This is a genomic window from Sorangium sp. So ce327 (genome assembly GCF_051530205.1).
GTDB lineage: Bacteria > Myxococcota_A > Polyangia > Polyangiales > Polyangiaceae > Sorangium > Sorangium cellulosum_B.
In genome coordinates, this window is sequence record NZ_CP150330.1 from 12,302,366 (window position 1) to 12,318,850 (window position 16,485).

Consider the following 16,485-nt stretch of genomic DNA (forward strand, 5'->3'; position numbering starts at 1 on the left):
TATGCTGGCTGCCGCGGCGCGGCGCTCTCGGTCGGAGGTTTCGAACATGCGCGGCCTGGAAGAGATCGAAGGGCTGGAGGTCGGGACCCTGATCGCCGGCAAGTACCGCGTGGACCGGCTGCTCGACAAGGGCGCGATGGGCGCCGTTGTCGCCGCGACCCACGTCGATCTCGACGAGCTGCGGGCGATCAAGGTGCTGCTGCCGGCCACCGCGGCCGATCCGGAGATGTGCGGGCGCTTCCTGCAGGAGGCGCGGATCGCGTCGCGGCTCAGGAGCGAGCACGCGGTCAAGGTGCACGACGTCGGGCGGCTCGAGAGCGGGCTGCCGTACATGGTGATGGAGTTCCTCGACGGCCGCGATCTCCGGGTCATCCGCAAGCAGCGGGGCCCGCTGCCGGTGGAGGAGGCGACGCTCTACGTCCTCCAGGCGTGCGACGCGCTCGCGGAGGCGCACGCGCTCGGGCTCGTGCACCGCGACGTGAAGCCGGCCAACCTCTTCCTGACGCACACGCGCGAGGGGACGCCGTGCATCAAGGTGCTCGACTTCGGCGTCTCCAAGGTGTCGCAGGCGGCGCTCCTCGGCGTCGCCGAGATGCGGACGAGCACGGGTCAGATGCTGGGGACGCCCCACTACATGCCCCCCGAGCAGATGCGCGGGCAGCGCGACGTCGACGCGCGCGCGGACATCTGGGCGGTCGGGTCGCTCCTCTACGTGCTGCTCACCGGCCGGTATCCCATGCACGCGCGCTCCGTCCAGACAGTCTCGCTCGTGCTCGGGGGCAAGTTCGTGCCGCAGCTGCCGTCGAAGGTCGTCCGCGGGCTCTCGCCGGACATCGATCCGATCATCATGCGGTGCCTCGAGCGGGATCGCGACAAGCGCTGGCCCGACCTGGCGGAGCTCACGCTGGCGCTCCGCCCGTTCGCGCCGCCCGCGGCGCAGCCGCTCGTCGACCGCATCCAGCGCATGCTGCGCGGGGGCATGCGCGACTCGCTGTCCGGGGTGCGCCCCGGCGTGGACGGCGTCGACGCGGGGGAGCGCGGCTCGATCCCCACCACCATGGGCTCCGCCCCATCCGCCGGCGGAATGGCGATCGAGCTTCGCCCGGAGCTGCCACCTCCCGTGTTCCACGCTTCTCCCGAGGAGGCGGATCCGGCGGAGCGGAGCGAGGCCATCACGGTCTCGGACCGCTCGCGCGTCCGGGCGGAGACCGACCTGGTGGAGCGGAGCGAGGCGGCGACGGTCTCGGACCGCCCGCGCGCCCCCGCGGAGGCGGATCCGGCGGAGCGGAGCGAGGCCGTCACGGTCTCGGAGCGCCCCCGCGCCCGGGCGGAGGCCAGCCCTGCGGAGCGGAGCGAGGCGGCGACGGTCTCGGGCCGCCCGCGCGCCCCTGCGGAGGCGGATCCGGCGGAGCGGAGCGAGGCCGTCGCGGTCCCGGGCCACGCGGGTGTCCGGGCGGAGGCCCGCCCTGCGGAGCGGAGCGAGGCGGCGGCCGGCTCGGACCGGCCGCAGCCCCGGGTGGAAGCCGGCCGTGTCGGGCTCGGCGCGGCCGGCCCAGCTCCGGAGAGGGCGCGCGTCGAGGAGGACGCCGACGAGACGACGCTCGCGGACACGCTCCGGCGGCTGCGCTCGCCCTTCAGGGCGGGCTTCGTCCTGGCGGCGGTGGCGGCGGCGATCGTCGTCGCGCTGCTGGCCAGCGGAACGCGGCCCGAGGAGCGGCCGCCGGGCTCCAGCGCTTCCGGGCCCCCGGGGGGGAAGGGCGTTCCGGTCAGCGCTCCGCCCCGGTGACACCGGAGAGGGAGACTCCCGCCCTGCGGGCGCTCGGGGAGAGGCCCTCTCGGGACAGGCGGTGAGGTGGAGTCGACATGTCGTGAGCGCGGAGCGGCGGGCCGCGCCGCGCGCGTCACTTGCCCTGCGAGATGACGCCGCAGCCGATGCGGCCACCGGCGTTGCCGGCGGGCTGGCCGCCGTCATCCGCCTTCTCGTGGACGATGATGGCGCGGCCGAGGAAGGTGTTCGGAGCGCCCTGCTTGAGATTCGCGCCCGTGGCGATGATCTCATGGGTGCCGGTCCCATCGGCCTTGACCTCGATATTGCCGAGATCGCCGAGGTGGCGGGCCGCGGCGTCGGGGAGGCCGTGCGGGTGGTTGTCGGGGTTGTAGTGCGCGCCCGCGCTCTTCGCGTCCGGCGCGCTGCAATCGCCGGTCTCGTGCACGTGGACGGCGATCTTGCCCTTGGGAGCGCCCGAGACCTGGACGGCGACCTTCACGCCGCCCTCGACCTCGGTGAAGGTCGCGGTGCCCTTGAGCTTCGACTTGGTCCGCGCCTCGATGGGCACCGAGACGCTCACCGGCGGCGCAGGCGGCGCGGCCGGCGGCGCAGCGGCCTCCGGCGCCGCGGCGCCCGCCGGCGGGCTGGCCTCGGGCGGCGCGGCCGCGGGCGGCTCCGGCGCAGGCTGCGGCTGGGCGGGGACGTCGGGGACCGCAGGGGCCGGCTCGGGCGCGCCGCCACAAGCGGTGGCGCCCAGGACGAACGAGGCAAGCAGCGAGAGACGATAGGCCGGTTTCATCACAGCGGAGACCTCCAGGTTCGTGAGGCGTTGGACCTCCGCCGTCTCGTAGAGCGGTCCTGGCGAGCGATCAATCGGCGAACCCGACATTCGTCAGGTGCGCCGGCTCGAGGCGCGCTGGCGCGCGGCCAACCCCGCTCCCGCCGGCCCCGGCGCCGCGGGCAGCGAGCGCCCGACCCCTGGACAGAGATCAACGAGGCGCGGAGTCCGCCTCCGCGCCTCGCCGAGCTCAGCGGCGCGCGCTCACTGCGCGGGCGGGCAGCCGATCGGCCCGGTGCCGATCACGACGTCATCGATCCACATCGAGCGGGCGGAATCGGCTTGATAGGACTCCCAGCCGAGGCCGATGCTGTCGAACGTCGGCGCCTTCCACGTGTAGTTCTCCACGTTGTTGGCGCAGCCCTGGCCCGTCCCGGACACCTTGAGATCGGCCAGCTCCGCGCCATTGAGCCAGAAGCGCATCTCGTTCTTCGGCCCGTCGAAGCTGAACTCGACGCAGGTCCACGCGCCGGTCGGGACAACCGTCGTCTCCTCCGCGTGGTGCCAGCAGTCCGTCTGCGGGCCGGTCTTCGGGTCGGCCCAGTACCCGGGCGTATCGTAGTTCGCCATGAGCTGGCTGCCCGCCGTGACCGGGTGCTGCCCGCCGTAGCGATACTGTGCCGCGTAGGGCTTTCCCTCGAAATCGCTGCCAGGAATGGTCCCTGAACCGTCGATGATCGTCCAGTGCACATCCCCCGTCGGCGCAGCCTCGAGGAAGAACATCATGCGACCATGAATGACGTTCTCCTCGGGGGAAAGGCCGTCGGCGTCCGTGAACTTGATCATGGCCGACTTGTAGTTGTTGTCTCCGGTGCTCGCGGGCGTGGTCACCTTGATGGACTTGGCGCCGCTGTAATGCTTCGTCGTGTCGACCGACACGGTGGAGCCCGCCATGGCCGTGTAGACCGTCCACGCGCCCATCTTCTCGCCGTTCGCGCCCTCGCCCTCGTACGACTCGAAGTCGTCGCAGAGCAGCGCCGCACAGGCCGGGCCGCCGCCGGTCCCGCCGCCCTCGCCGGCGCCGCCGCCGCCCGTGGCGCCGCTGCTGGAGGCGCTGCCGCCCTCGCCGGCGCCGCCGCCGCCGGTCGCGCCGCCGCTGGTGGCGCCGCCGCCCGTGCCGGTGGTCGAGGACGTCGACGACGTCGTGCCACCCTCGTCATCCGAGCACGCAACCGCGCCCGCCGCAAAGGTCGCGAGCAGGCCAAGCAAAGTAACGCTAATTCGAAGATTCATGTTCGTTTCCATCCTCCGCGGCGACTATTGCACGAGGTCATCGCGTGGTTCAAGAACGAACGTTTTCGGCAGATCGCACGATCCAGGCGCTGGAACTCGAATGGCCCCGGCGGTGCGGGGCAACACGAAAATGCCAGGGAGCAGCCTTGAACAGCCAGCCTATCGGGCCGGGAGCGAGCGTGAGCGATCAACCGCCGTCCGCCCCGCTCCCCTCCGCGCCCGAGAGCATCGCCTCCGGCGAGATCGCATAGAGCCTCTCCTCTCCCTGCTTTCCCCGGATCCGCACCAGCGCGGGCATCGCTTCTCCAGGGCTCCCGGCCGCGGTGAACGTCGCCTCATCCATCAGCAGGCCGCCGGCCTTCGCCTGCGCCTGAATCCGAAACGCTGTGTTCACACGATCGCCGATGATGGTGAACTCCCGCCTGCCGCTCGACCCGATGCTCGCCAAAAGGACGGGCCCTGTCGAGAGCCCGAGCCGCGTCGGGAAGGCGGGCCGGCCCTGGGAGCGCTGGTGTTCGTTGAAGGCCGCGATGCTCTGCTGCATCCGCTGCGCCGCCGCGAGCGCGTCACTCGCGCCCCGGAAGAACGCGAGCATGCCGTCGCCAACGTACTTGTCGACCTCGCCCGCGTGGTCGTAGACGATCTGCGCCACCGTGGCCATGTAGAGGCTGAGATCCGCGATCAGCGGCCCGGGATCCTCGCTCTCCGAGAGCCGCACGAACTCCTCGATGTCGCTGACCAGCACCGTCAGCACCTCGCGCGCCGGCGGGCTCGGCCGGTTCGACGACACGCTCTCCTCGATGCTCTCCCACGCCCGGTCGGACAGGTAACCGCGCAGCGCCGCCTGCATCTGGCGCACCTGCGCGTAGCGCTCCTCGAGCTCCCTCCGCTGCCGCTCGAGCTCCCGGCGCTGCCGGTGCAAGAGCAGCTGCGTCCCCACCCTGGCGAGCACCTCGCGCAGCTCGAACGGCTTCGTGACGTAATCGACGCCGCCCGCGTCGAACGCCATCACCTTGTCGCCGATGCCCGTCATCGCGCTCAGGAAGATGACCGGGATGTCCGCCGTCCCGGGATCCCCCTTGAGCCGGCGGCACACCTCGTAGCCGTCCATGTGGGGCATGCTCACGTCGAGCAGGATGAGGTCCGGAGGCGCCGCCGCCGCCGACATCAGCGCCATGGCGCCGCTGATCGCCGCCCGCACCTCGTAGCCCTGCGCCGTCAGCATCGAGGTCAGGAGCGACAGGTTCGCCGGCATGTCGTCCACGATCAGGATGCTCGGGGGCTCTTCCCTGGGGCGCTCCGGCCGCGCGCCCGGGGCCGCCCCGCGGGGGGCTGGCTTTGCGTCGGTGTCCGTCATGACGGCTCCTCCTCGTCGGCGCTCGATAGCGCCAAGATGCTGTCGAAGCGATACCCCCGCGCGAGCTCGGCCACAGCCCCCGCGAGGTCCGCGTCCTCCGGCCGGAACCGATCGAGCGTCGCCTGGACGGCCTTCGCGTCGAGCCGCGTCGCCGCCCGCCGGAGGTCCTTGCGGAGCGCGGCGGGCAGCCCGGCCGCCGCCCGGGCGAGGTCGACGGCCGCCGCCCCCTGGGCAGCGCCGGGCTCGGCGGCGCGCTCCTCGTACTCGAAGCGGGCCCCGAGGTGCTTGGTCAGGAGGCCGAGGATGTCCGCGTCGCGGAACGGCTTGCTCACGAAGTCGTCGCACCCCGCCTCCGCCGCGAGCGCCCGGTTCTGCTCGAACGCGCTCGCGGTCATCGCCACGACGACCGTCTCGTGCCCCCGCGCGCTCGCCTTGATGCGGCTCGCCGCCTCGTAGCCGTCGAGCAGGGGCATGCGGAGGTCGAGCAGGACGAGGTGCGGCGACCACGTCTCCCACTGCGCCACTGCGCCGAGCCCGTTCGTCGCGCTGCGCGCCTCGACGCCCACCGAGTCGAGCAGCTTGAGCAGGCAGTGGCGCACGTCCCACCGGTCGTCGACGACGAGCACGCGGTACCTCGGCTGGCCCGGCGAGAGCCCCACGGCCCGGAGCGCCCGCGGCGTCGCGCCGCCGGCGGGCGCGTCGGCCAGCGACAGGCGCACGTCGAAGCGGAGCGTCGTCCCGCGGCCGACCTGGCTCTCCACCCGGATGTCGCCCCCCATCATCCGCACGATGCGCCGGCTGATGTGCAGGCCGAGGCCCGTGCCCTCGCGCGACTGGCGCCCGGTCGCGGTCTGCGCGAACGCCTCGAAGAGCTCCGCGAGCTCCGCCTTGGCCATGCCCCGGCCGGTGTCCGTCACCTCGAACGACACCCGCACCCGCCCCGCCGCCGCGCCGTCGTGCGCGCCGCCTTCACGTACGCCTGTCGCGCGCCGCGCCGAGGCGCGCAGCGTGACCGACCCGCGCGGCGTGAACTTCAGCGCGTTGCCGAGCAGGTTGATCAGCACCTGCCGCAGCTTCCCTTCATCGCCGCTGACGTGCCGCGGCACGTCCGGCTCCCGCTCGACCGTGAGCGTGAGGCCCCGCTTCTGGGCCTCGACAGCGAACATCTCCGAGAGCCCCGAGAGCGTGTCGTGGAGGTCGAACTCGGCGTCGACGAGCGTCATGCGGCCGGCCTCGATCTTCGCCATCTCGAGGATGTCGTTGACGAGGCCGAGCAGGTGCTCGCCGCTCTTGCAGATGACCGCGAGGTTCTCGCGGTGCCGGTCGGCGAGCGAGGGGTCGCGCTCCACGAGCTGCGCGAAGCCGAGGATCGAGTTGAGCGGGGTCCTGAGCTCGTGGCTCATGTTGGCGAGGAACGCGCTCTTCGACCGGCTCGCGGTCATGGCCTCGTCCCTCGCCCTGCGCGCCTCCTCCTCGGCCCGCCGCGCCTCGGCGAGCTCCTCGCCGAGCCGCAGCGAAGAGGCGCGGCTGGCCGCGAGCTCCTCCGCCTTCCGCTCGAGCTCGAGCTCGCGCGCGTGGAGCCGCCGGCGGAGCGCCCAGAGGGCGACCAGAAGGAGGGTCCCGACGACCACGGAGGCGGAGATCCCGACGACCTGCATTCGATGTGCCCCACCCGCCTCCTGCGCGGCGGGAAAGACCGGAGCGCCGATCCCGTCGGAAGGCACCGATCAGGTTACAGGAGTTCGGGGCAGCCCGTGGGGGCCCGATCGGGCGCGCCGCGCGGCTTTTGGCGATGGAGCGGCGCGCTCGTCAGGCAGACCACGGAATCGACGGAGCCGCGCCGCGGCAGCGCGACGCGGCGGTCGGTTCTCCCCAGCGCGTCCACGCGCTGCTCCCCAGCGCGGGTTCACGCGTCATGGCGCGCCGCCGTCCGGCTTCGCTCGCTGCGGGGGGGTGACAACCTCATCCGTCGGCGGCGGGGCGGCGGCTCCGCGCGGCGGCACGCCTGCGTCTCCGCGCGGCGGCGGGGCGGCGTCTCCGCGCGGCGGCGCGGCGGCGTCTCCGCGCGCCGGCGGCGCGCTGGCACCTGCGTGCGGCGGCGCATCGCTGTCTGCCTGGGCGGGCGGCCGCCTGGGCGGGAGCGCGGGCTGGCGGAGGCCGCGCAGCGAGGCGAGCCGATCGACGAGGACGCCGGCCTCCTCGGCCGACAGCTTGACGCGCGCGTGGAGCGCCTTGCCCTCGGCCGCGATCGCGATGCGCTCGAGCACGGCGCCGAAGCCGATGAGCCGCGTCGCGAAGTCCGCCGCGCGCGTGTCTCGCGCCGCGCGCAGCTCCGCGCCGAGCGCCTCGCAGGGGGCCTCCGCGTCGCAGAGGACGGCGGCGTGGACGGCGATCTCCGGGCCGAGCGCGACGCTGGCGCCGCCGGAGAGCAGGGACGCCGCGGGCGATCGGCCGGAGCCGCTCAGCGCGAGCTCGCGCCCGATCTCGGCGCGTTGCTCGGGCGTGAGCACCACCGTGACGCGCGCCGCCCCCTCGCCGACGGCGCGGGCGATGTCGTCGTGCGCGGCGCTCGCGCCGACGCTCCCGGCGCGGCCTTCGGCGGTGTCGATCATGGCGCGCAGGTACGCGCCCCCGCCGAGCAGGATCGGCCCCCCGGGGCGCACGGCGATCTCGCCGTGGCCCTCGGCGCTCGAGTCCCGCACCGCGCGGAAGCTGCCGATCCCGGAGACGACCGGCCGCCCGCCGCGGGCCTCGATGACCTTGGAGGCGCACGCGAGCAGCGCCTCGTCCTGCACGGCGCCGGCCGCGACCAGCCCGAAGTCGCCGCCCTCGCCCGCCGCCGGGATGGCGATCGCGACCTCGGTCAACGCGGCCACCGGGTCGAAGCCGCACACGTCGCGCACCTTGCCGAGCCCCGGGATCTCGCGCTCCTCGCGCAGGAACGAGGCGAACGCGGGAGAGGCGCGCAGCGCCGGGAGATCGAGCGTCGCGACGAGCATCGCGCCCGCGGGCACGGCGTCGAGCGCGCGCGGCGCGGCGGCGGGGGGGCTCTCCCGCCGGCGGCCGAGGAGCCAGGCGACGCCGCCGCCGAGCAGGACCCCGACGAGCAGGAGGACGAGGCCGTCTCTGGTCCGCGGCTGCACGCGCGACCCGTTAGCACACGGCCGCGGCGGACGCCCCGGCGGCTACGCGCCCTTGCGCGGCGGCGGCGACCAGCGCGTCCCGCGGACGAGATCGAACACGGGCACGGTCACGTTGAAATTCCAGCGCTTCATGAGCCGGGGATCATGGTGCCTGCGGTGGTGCTCGCGGAGCCGCGCGAGCCCCGGGATCCGGTACACCGGGCTGTCCGCCGGCAGGTGATACGCGAGGTGCAGCCACTCGTAGCTGACGAAGAACACCATCGCCGTCGCGAGCCCGAGCAGCGCCGCGTCCGGCGAGAGCAGGGCGCCCGCCGCCGCGGCGAGGGGCAGCAGCAAGGCGAGGACCAGGAGCGCCGAGGCGGGCGGCGTCAGCACCAGCCAGAGCTCGCGCGCGCTCCGCAGCGCCATGTCGTCGGCGGTGAAGGCGAGGTGGTGCTCGCGCTCGTGGCGCTCGCACAGCGCGCCGAGCGGCGGCGCCCGCCGGTGCAGCACCGACCTGTGCGCCCACCACTCGAAGGCGAAGCCGAGCAGCATCGTCGCCGGCACCGCGAGGAGCTCGACGGCATCGACGGCGTCGAGGAGGCGCACCGCCGCCGCCAGCACGAGCGCGCCGAGCAGCGTGGGCGCCGCGAGGTGGAGCGCCGGGCGGTACCCGCGCGGGATCCGCGCCGCGATCTCCTCGCGCCGCCGCGCCCGCGGCCGCGCCGGCTCGTTCACGACCATCGAAAACTATGAATTCTAAAAAAACAGAACGCAAGCGCGGGCGAGGCCGCCGGCGAGGGGGCGCGCTCAGCTTTCCTGGCGTTCTGCCTGCTGTTCCGCCTGCTCCGCCTGTTCCGCGCCGTCCGCGGGCGCGCCGCCGTCCGTCGCGGGCGCTTCCCGCTCGAACAGCCCGCCGATGGCCTCGCCGATGCGGCCGATCTTCGCGGCGAGCAGCACGACGAGGAGCAGGAAGGCCGTCAGGGCGATCTCGTTGTGGGAAGCGCCGAGCACCATGCGTCGACGTCTACCACGCGGCGCCCACAGCGGGGGGCGCCGCCGCGTCGCCGTACGTGAGCGCGGCGACGCGGCGGCGCCGGCCTCGCGCTCGCGGAGGTGATGTCGGCCGGGCGCTCCCAGCGCGGCAGAGGTGGAGACCTCGCCGCGCAGGCGGGGCGGTCGTGGAGGGAGCTGCGCTGCGCGGCGGGAACGCGAGCGGGCCGCGATCGCGTTTGACAGCCCGCCGACGACCGTCGAGAGTCCAGTCGATGCGGGCCCCTGGGCGCTGCTCCGCCGGGCCGCCGCCACAAGATGACCGCCGTGTCCGAGCCCCGCGACGACTACGAAGCAGTGCAGGCGCGCCCGCGCGAAGGCGCCATCCTGCTGGCCGACGCGTCGGCGGACGGGGAGGCGATCGGCGCGGCGCTGCGGGGCCGGGGCTTCGAGGTGATCGCGGCGCCGATCGCCGAGCTCGACGCGCGCCTCGCGAGCGACGCGCCGCGCGTCGTGATCGTCGACATCGACGAGCCCGGCGCGATCGAGGCGCTCGAGCGCCTCTACCTGCGGCCGGGCGGCGTCGCCGCGTCCGTGCTCCTCGTGGGGGATCCGGTCCGCTCGGCGGAGCTCGATCCCCAGCTGTTCGGGCAGGTGTTCGAGCGCCCGGTCGACACCGCCGAGCTCGCCGCGCACGTGAGCGCGGTCGCCGAGCCCGGGCGGTACCGCGGGGAGCACGCCGTCGAGGCGCGCCTCGCGGCGGGCCTGCCGGGGCCGCTCGACCACGACGTCCCGTCGAACCCCGACTTCTCGAGCGATCTCGATCCGCTCGACGTCGGCTCGGTGCTGCCGCCCCCGGAGGAGGACGGCGACGAGGTCGGTCCGCGCCTCCTGCCGGCGCGGATCAGCCCGGAGCTCGAGGAGATCCTCGTCGCCGCCGAGCAGCGGGTCACGGCGAAGGCGCACCCCTCGAGCATCCCGGCGGCCGAGGAGGAGGTCGACCTGATGCTGTCGTCGGAGCTGCTCTCCGCCCTCGACGAGCCCCTCGATCCGGAGGACGACGAGCCGCGGACCGGCGCGAGCGCGGCCGTCGCGCAGGCGCCCGCCGGATCGCCCTCGCAGTCGAGGACGAGCGACGGCCCGTACGGCGTCGCGCCCGCGCTGCAGCCGGCGGCCACCCGCGCCGAGCACACGGGGCCCGGCGACTCCCTCGTCGAGCTCGCGGAGCCGGGCGACGAGCACGAGGACGACCGCGACGCCGAGCCCGCGTTCGACGGGGCGCACGCGACGAAGCGCGCGGGCCCCGAGCTCGCGGCGCTCTCGCTCGACAGGGAGGCGCACCCGTACGGCAGGGAGGAGCGCGATCACGGCGGTCCCGCGCGCCGGAGCGGCGGCCGCGACGCCGCGCCGCCGACCCCGCGCGACGCGGGCCGGCCCTACGCCTTCGCGTCGCCGCCGCCGCGCCCCGAGCCCGCGTGGGATCGGTCGCCCTCGCCATCGCCCGCGCCGCGAGAGGAGCCCGCGTGGGACCGCGCCGGCCCTTCGCGCGGCGGCGAGGACGTCGACTGGGCGCGCGCTCCGTCGGGCCGCGTCGAGCCGAGCTTGCGCCAGCGCATCACCGAGCCGCCGCCCCGGTCGCGCGATGCCCGCGACGCCCGCGCTCCTGGCTTTCCGTCGCCGCCGTCTCCGGGCGTCGCGTTCGTGTCGCCTCCCTCGGTCGAGGTGAAGACCGCGCTGCTGTCGCCGGTCGGAAGGGCGGAGCCCGAGCCGTCCCCGGCCCGCTCCGTCCCGGCGGGGCGCGCCCTGGCGCCTCCTGGCGGGCCCGTCCCCGCGAGCGCGGGCGCCGGCTCGCTCGGGCGCGGCCTCCTGGCGCCGAGCCCGTCTGCTGGGCCGAGCACGGCCGCGTTCGGCCGCGGGCACCTGCCAGCTCCGCCGTCCATGGCCATCTCCGGCGCGTCCCTGCGTGGGCCTGCGCCGCCTGCGCTGCCGCTGGTGCCGCCCGCGCTGCCGCTGGTGCCGCCCGCGCCCGCCACGGTCACCGCGGCCGGGCTCGGCCGCGCCATGGCGCCTGAGCCGATCGACGAGGCGCCGAGCTCCGGCGGGGCGTCCTCGGCCACGGTGCTCGGCCCGGGCGACGCGCCGCGCGCGCTGGCCCGCGCGGTGGGCAGCCGCTCCTCCGGCGCCCTCGCGATCACGACCGAGGAGGGCGCGCGGCGCATCGTCCTGCACGAGGGCGATCTCGTCACCGCCGGCTCGAGCATCCCCGAGGAGACGCTGCTCGCCTTCCTGGTCGGGCGCGGCGACCTCGAGCGCGAGGTCGCGGCGCGGCTCGCGGGCAAGCTCCCCGCCTCGGGCCGGCACGCCGGCGCGGCGCTCATCGCGCACGGCCACCTCGGCCAGGACGACCTCTGGCCGGTGCTGCGCGCGCACGCCGAGTGGGTCATCGGCCACGTCGTGCTCGTCGAGGCCGGCACGTGTGACCTCGAGCCCGAGCCGCCGGGCCGCCTCAAGGCGGAGCCGAACGTCTTCGGGGGCGCCACCGGCGCCGAGGTCTTCGTCGAGACGATCCGCCGCGTGATCGCCCCGGAGGTCGCCCTGCGCCGCCTCGGCGGCCCGGGGGCGCGCCTCGACGACGGCGTCCGGCGCAACCTGCTCGGCGAGTGCGCGCTGCGGCGCGAGGAAGAGGAGCTCGTGCGCACCGCGCGCGGGCGCAGCGTCGGCGAGCTCGTGAGCGTGGCGGAGCCCGAGAACGCGAGCGTGCTCTACGCGCTCGTGTGCCTGGAGGTGCTCGACGTCCTCATCCCGCCGTCGATCACCGAGGCGCCGCCCCCGCCGGTGGAGGATCCGCTCGACGAGGAGGCGATCCGGCAGCGCGTGCGCGCGCGGCTCGCGCTGGTGGAGGACGGGGACTATTTCTCGATCCTCGGCATCCCGCGCGACGCGACGAACTACGAGATCCGCCGCGCGTACCTCGCGCTGAGGAAGGCCTTCGAGCCGTCCACCCTGCTCACCGCCGCGACCGTGGACCTGCTCGACGACGTGCGGCTCGTCATCGAGGTGCTCGACGAGGCCTACGAGATCCTGCGCGAGCCGCACAGGCGCGAGCGGTACCGGCGGGCGATCGAGGCGGGGCCGCCGTAGCGGGGACCGGGGCGGCGCGCGCTCCGTACGGCGCGCGGCGGGCACGGTTGATGAAGGCCGGCGCGGCTGTGCAATGCTCGCTCTCTCCCGGACCGGCGGCGCCGGCGGCGCTGCGCGCGGGCGGGCCGACGCGCTCCGGTCGATCGGCCGCGGCGGCGCTGATCGCCGCCCTCGCGCTCGCCCCGGGGTGCGTCCGCGAGGCGGCGAAGGAGGCGACCCACGGCACGCTCGAGGCGCTCGATCGCAACGCGCAGGACCGGACCGAGTCCGCCGGAAGATCGGCCGAGAGGCCGGCCGAGGGCGCGCGCGAGAGGCCGCTCGTGGGGGCCATCGTCCACGACGCGGTCCGGGCCGGCGCGGCGGAGATCGGGCGGCAGGCCGAGGGCCTGGAGCCGGTCATCGCGCAGACGAGCGAGGCGGTCAGCAGCGCCGTGGTCGAGGGCGCCCTCCAGCACGACCGGGCGCTCGTCACGCTCGTCGAGCAGGGCACGGGCGCCGCGGCGAGGGCCGCGGCGCGCGAGGGGACGGCAGAGCTCATGGAGCAGCTCGCCGGGTGCCCCGCCGGCGACCCGGGCTGCTCGAGCGCCGCGATCGAGCGCGCGAGCCGCGCCGCCGCCACGGGCTTCGCGGACGGCCTGGGGAGGGCGATGCAGCCCTGGATCATCGGCCTCGCGTTCGGCGGGGGGTTCCTGCTCGCCGCGCTGCTCGCCGTCGCCATCGCGGTCGTCACGCGGCGGCACGAGCGCTCCGCCGCGCACTGAGAGAGGTCCGCGCCTTGCACGCGCCAGCACCGCAGGAGGCACCATGTCCAAGGCGAGCGAGTTCATCGAAGCCCTGCGTCGGATCGAGGAGAGCGGCGACGTCGAGCCCATGGCGCGGCTGTTCGCGCCCGACGCCGAGCTCAGCAACTCGACGATCTCGAGGCCGCTCCACGGCCCCGACGGCGCCCGCAACTTCTGGCGCAGCTACCGGCAGACCTTCGTCGAGGTGCGGTCGGAGTTCCGGTGCATCGTCGAGTCGGGCGAGGCCGCCATCCTCGAGTGGACGAGCCGTGGAAAGCTAGTCAATGGAGGGGAGTTCTCGTACGACGGCGTGAGCGTCATCGAGCACCCGGCCGGCGCCATCAGGAGGTTCAAGGCGTACTTCGATCCGAGGGCCCTCGGGCTTCAGCTGGAGCACGCGGCGTAGCGCCGCGCTTCAGCTGGAGCACGCGGCGTAGCGCCGCTCGCCGGCCCGCGCGATCGCGTCCACGACGACCTCGCCCTGCTCGACGCCGACGAGCGCCGCCGACCCTTCCTCGAGCTGGCCGCGCAGGATGAGCTCCGCGAGCGGCGCCTCGACGAGGCGCGCGATCGTGCGCTTCATCGGCCGGGCGCCGAGCTCCGGGTCGAACCCCCCGGCGTCGAGCAGCGCGTCGATGGCCTCGGGCTCGACCTCGAGCTCCACGCCGCGCGCCTCGAGCTCGCGCTCCAGGCCGCCGAGCAGCCGCCGCGTGATCTCGGCGACGTCCGCCCGCGTGAGCGGCGCGAAGCAGAGGACCTCGTCGATGCGGTTGTAGAGCTCGGGCGGCAGCGCCGCGCGGGCCGCGGCGAGCATCGTCTCCCCGAGGCGCTCGGGTGACACGGCCGAGGAGGCGCGGGCGAAGCCCACGGAGCGCTCGGACCGGAGCGCGCCGGCCTCCGCCGCGCCGAGGTTCGAGGTCATCACGAGGACCGTGTTCGTGAAGTCCACCCGCCGGCCTCGGCCGTCGGTCAGGCGGCCCTCGTCGAAGACCTGGAGGAACGCCTCGAGCACGTCGCGGTGCGCCTTCTCGATCTCGTCGAGCAGCACCACCTGGTAGGGCCTCCGCCGCACCGCCTCGGTGAGCTGGCCGCCGGCCTCGTGGCCGACGTAGCCGGGCGGCGCGCCGACGAGGCGCGCGACCGCGTGCGACTCCGCGTACTCGGAGAAGTCGAGCCGCGTCATCGCGTCGGGCGAGTGGAACAGCGCCTCGGCGATCGCCTTCGCCGTCTCCGTCTTGCCCACGCCGGTCGGCCCCAGCAGCAGGAACGATCCGATCGGGCGGCGCGCGCGCAGGCCGGCCGCGTTCCGGCGGAGCACCCGCGCGATGCGCGAAAGCGCCTCGCCGTGGCCGACGACGTTCTCGGCGAGCAGCGTCTCCAGCGAGAGCATCCGCTCGCGGTCGGTCTCGAGCAGCCGCTCGACCGGCAGGTCGGCGAGCTCGGAGACCACCTCGGCGACCTCGGCGGGGCCCACCTGCCGCGCGGGCTGCGCAGGTTCACGGAGCGCCGCGCGCGGCGCGCGTGACGCGCCTGACGTCGACGACGCGCGCCGCCGCGTGCGCGCCCCCGCGAGGTCGAGGATCGAGAGCGCCTTGTCGGGCAGCGCGCGCCCGGGCAGGTAGCGCACGGACCAGGCGACGGCCGAGGCCAGCGCCTCGTCCGTGAACGCGAGCCCGTGGTGCGCGCCGAGCCCGACCGCGACGCTCTGGAGCAGCAGGAACGCCTCGTCCTCCTCGGGCTCGTCGATCTCGACGATCGTGAAGCGCCGCGCGAGCGCCGGGTCGGCCTCGATGCTCTTCCTGTACTCCTCGGGCGTGGCGGTGCCGATCAGCGTGAGCTCGCCGCGGGCGAGCGCGAGCTTGATCTCGGCCATCGCCTCGTCGAGCGCGCCGCTGCCGAAGAGCTCCGACAGGCCGTCGATGAACAGGATGACCCGCCCGCCCGCCTCGCGGACCTCGGACCGGAGCGCGGACAGGCGCTCGCTCAGCGCGCCGCGCGCGCCGGTGCCGGCGAGCAGCTCCGAGGGCACGAGCTCGACGACGACGCGCGGCTCCCGCTCGTCGAACGCGAGCCGGTGCGCCACGCCGCGCGCGACCGAGGTCTTGCCGACGCCCGCCGGGCCGAGGAGGCAGGGGTTGTTCGCGTGGCGCTTGGCCAGGACGTCGAGCGCCTGCTCGATCTCGTGCTCGCGGCCGACGATCGGCTCGAGCTCCCCCTGCACGGCCGCGAGCGAGAGGTTGTGCCCGAGCGAGGCGAGGGCCGGGAAGCGCGCGCGGTCGAGGGTGAAGCGCGCCGCGAGGGCGGCGCTCGCGGCGGCGCTCGTGGCGGTCGGCGGCGCGAGCGGCGGGAACGGCCGCCCCGGCGCGGGCGCGGCGGGGGAGGCGGCGGAAGCGGGGGCAGGGGAGGCCGAGGACGCCGGGGAGGGGGTGGGCGTGAGGGCGGCGATCGACTCGGCGGAGGTCAGCGCGTCGGCCGGGGCCGCGGCGGGGCGGGGGCGCCCCGGCGGGAACAGCGGCGTCGGCGGGAACAGCGGCACGGTGACGCCCGGGCCGGCGCCCTTGGCGGGCCGTGACTCCGGCGCGCCGGCGCCCCTGGCGGGCCGCAGCTCCGGGACGGCGACGCCGGCGCCCTTGGCGGGCCGCGGCTCCGGGACGGCGACGCCGGCGCCCCTGGTGGGCCGCAGCTCCTGGGACGTGCGCGGCGAGCGCGGCGTGCGCGCCGGATCGGCGGCCTCGCCGCGGGCGCGGCGCGCCGCGGTCGTCGCGGCGGGCGCGGGCGGCGTCTCCGGCGCGCCGCCGTCGTGGAGCAGCCGCGCGGGCGTCCGCCGCGCCTGCACCACGCCGAGCGCGATCTGGAGCGCCGCGGTCCGCAGCCGCGCCAGGTCGACCCCCGACTGGGTGAGCGCGCGGTGCGCGGCCGAGCTGCGGTCGGACAGGAGCGCGAGCAGCAGGTGGAGCGCCGCGGGCTCCTTCGCGGTCGCTCGCTTCGCGACGTCGCGCGCGCCCCCCATCGCCCGGCCGATCGGGTCGGGGCCCTCGTCGTCGACCGAGCGGGTCGCCTTGAGCAGGGCCTCGTCGTCGAGCCGCCGATCGCGGAGCAGATCCGCGGCGGGGCCTCCGCTCAGGGCGATGGCCGCGAGGAGGTGCACGCTCGACAGGCGCTCCTTGCGCTGGGCGGCGAGGTCCTGCGCGAGCTTGCGCAGCGTGACGAGCTCGGCGTGGGAGCGAGGGCTGGTCATCCTTGCAGAGGTC

Annotated in this window: 12 protein-coding genes; 4 read left to right on the plus strand and 8 right to left on the minus strand. The window is 75.4% G+C overall.

All coding sequences use genetic code 11. From position 1 onward, the window contains the following. Nucleotides 1–46 precede the first annotated feature (46 nt). Nucleotides 47–1,786 (plus strand): protein kinase domain-containing protein, encoded by a 1,740-nt coding sequence (locus tag WME95_RS46125; RefSeq protein WP_437905555.1) that lies wholly within the window; start codon nucleotides 47–49, stop codon nucleotides 1,784–1,786. Between the two features lie 115 nt (nucleotides 1,787–1,901). Here the strand turns inward: WME95_RS46125 and WME95_RS46130 are convergent, their stop codons facing one another. The 7 genes from WME95_RS46130 to WME95_RS46160 form a co-directional block, all read right to left on the minus strand. Beyond that, a complete protein-coding gene (locus tag WME95_RS46130) occupies nucleotides 1,902–2,567 on the minus strand; it encodes a superoxide dismutase family protein (RefSeq protein ID WP_437905556.1) in 666 nt (221 codons plus the stop codon). 243 nt (nucleotides 2,568–2,810) lie between these two features. Continuing rightward, nucleotides 2,811–3,839 carry a hypothetical protein gene (locus tag WME95_RS46135; protein ID WP_437905557.1) on the minus strand — a complete coding sequence of 343 codons (1,029 nt, stop codon included), beginning with the start codon at nucleotides 3,837–3,839 and terminating at the stop codon, nucleotides 2,811–2,813. Nucleotides 3,840–4,026: 187 nt separating this feature from the next. Beyond that, the gene (locus tag WME95_RS46140) at nucleotides 4,027–5,196 is read right to left on the minus strand and encodes a response regulator (protein WP_437905558.1); all 1,170 of its coding nucleotides are present in this window, start codon (nucleotides 5,194–5,196) and stop codon (nucleotides 4,027–4,029) included. Further along, nucleotides 5,193–6,854, minus strand: a complete 1,662-nt coding sequence (locus tag WME95_RS46145) for an ATP-binding protein (protein ID WP_437905559.1) — start codon at nucleotides 6,852–6,854, stop codon at nucleotides 5,193–5,195. The genes WME95_RS46140 and WME95_RS46145 overlap by 4 nt, the downstream gene beginning before the upstream one ends. 255 nt (nucleotides 6,855–7,109) lie before the next feature. Continuing rightward, a complete protein-coding gene (locus WME95_RS46150; protein WP_437905560.1) occupies nucleotides 7,110–8,339 on the minus strand; it encodes a hypothetical protein in 1,230 nt (409 codons plus the stop codon). A 42-nt stretch (nucleotides 8,340–8,381) separates the two neighbouring features. Then, a complete protein-coding gene (locus tag WME95_RS46155) occupies nucleotides 8,382–9,062 on the minus strand; it encodes a sterol desaturase family protein (protein WP_437905561.1) in 681 nt (226 codons plus the stop codon). 66 nt (nucleotides 9,063–9,128) lie between these two features. Beyond that, nucleotides 9,129–9,335 carry a hypothetical protein gene (locus tag WME95_RS46160; protein ID WP_437905562.1) on the minus strand — a complete coding sequence of 69 codons (207 nt, stop codon included), beginning with the start codon at nucleotides 9,333–9,335 and terminating at the stop codon, nucleotides 9,129–9,131. Nucleotides 9,336–9,638: 303 nt separating this feature from the next. On the opposite strand from WME95_RS46160, the gene WME95_RS46165 reads away from it, so the two are divergent. From WME95_RS46165 to WME95_RS46175, 3 genes are read left to right on the plus strand one after another with little or no spacing between them, the layout of a single operon-like run. Further along, nucleotides 9,639–12,452 carry a DUF4388 domain-containing protein gene (locus tag WME95_RS46165; protein WP_437905563.1) on the plus strand — a complete coding sequence of 938 codons (2,814 nt, stop codon included), beginning with the start codon at nucleotides 9,639–9,641 and terminating at the stop codon, nucleotides 12,450–12,452. 50 nt (nucleotides 12,453–12,502) lie between these two features. Next, nucleotides 12,503–13,213, plus strand: coding sequence for a hypothetical protein (locus WME95_RS46170; RefSeq protein WP_437905564.1), 711 nt, complete (start codon nucleotides 12,503–12,505; stop codon nucleotides 13,211–13,213). Nucleotides 13,214–13,256: 43 nt separating this feature from the next. Further along, a complete protein-coding gene (locus WME95_RS46175; protein WP_437905565.1) occupies nucleotides 13,257–13,640 on the plus strand; it encodes a nuclear transport factor 2 family protein in 384 nt (127 codons plus the stop codon). Nucleotides 13,641–13,649: 9 nt separating this feature from the next. Here the strand turns inward: WME95_RS46175 and WME95_RS46180 are convergent, their stop codons facing one another. Further along, entirely contained in the window at nucleotides 13,650–16,472 is a 2,823-nt protein-coding gene (locus WME95_RS46180) for an AAA family ATPase (RefSeq protein ID WP_437905566.1), read from the minus strand. Nucleotides 16,473–16,485: the final 13 nt, after the last annotated feature.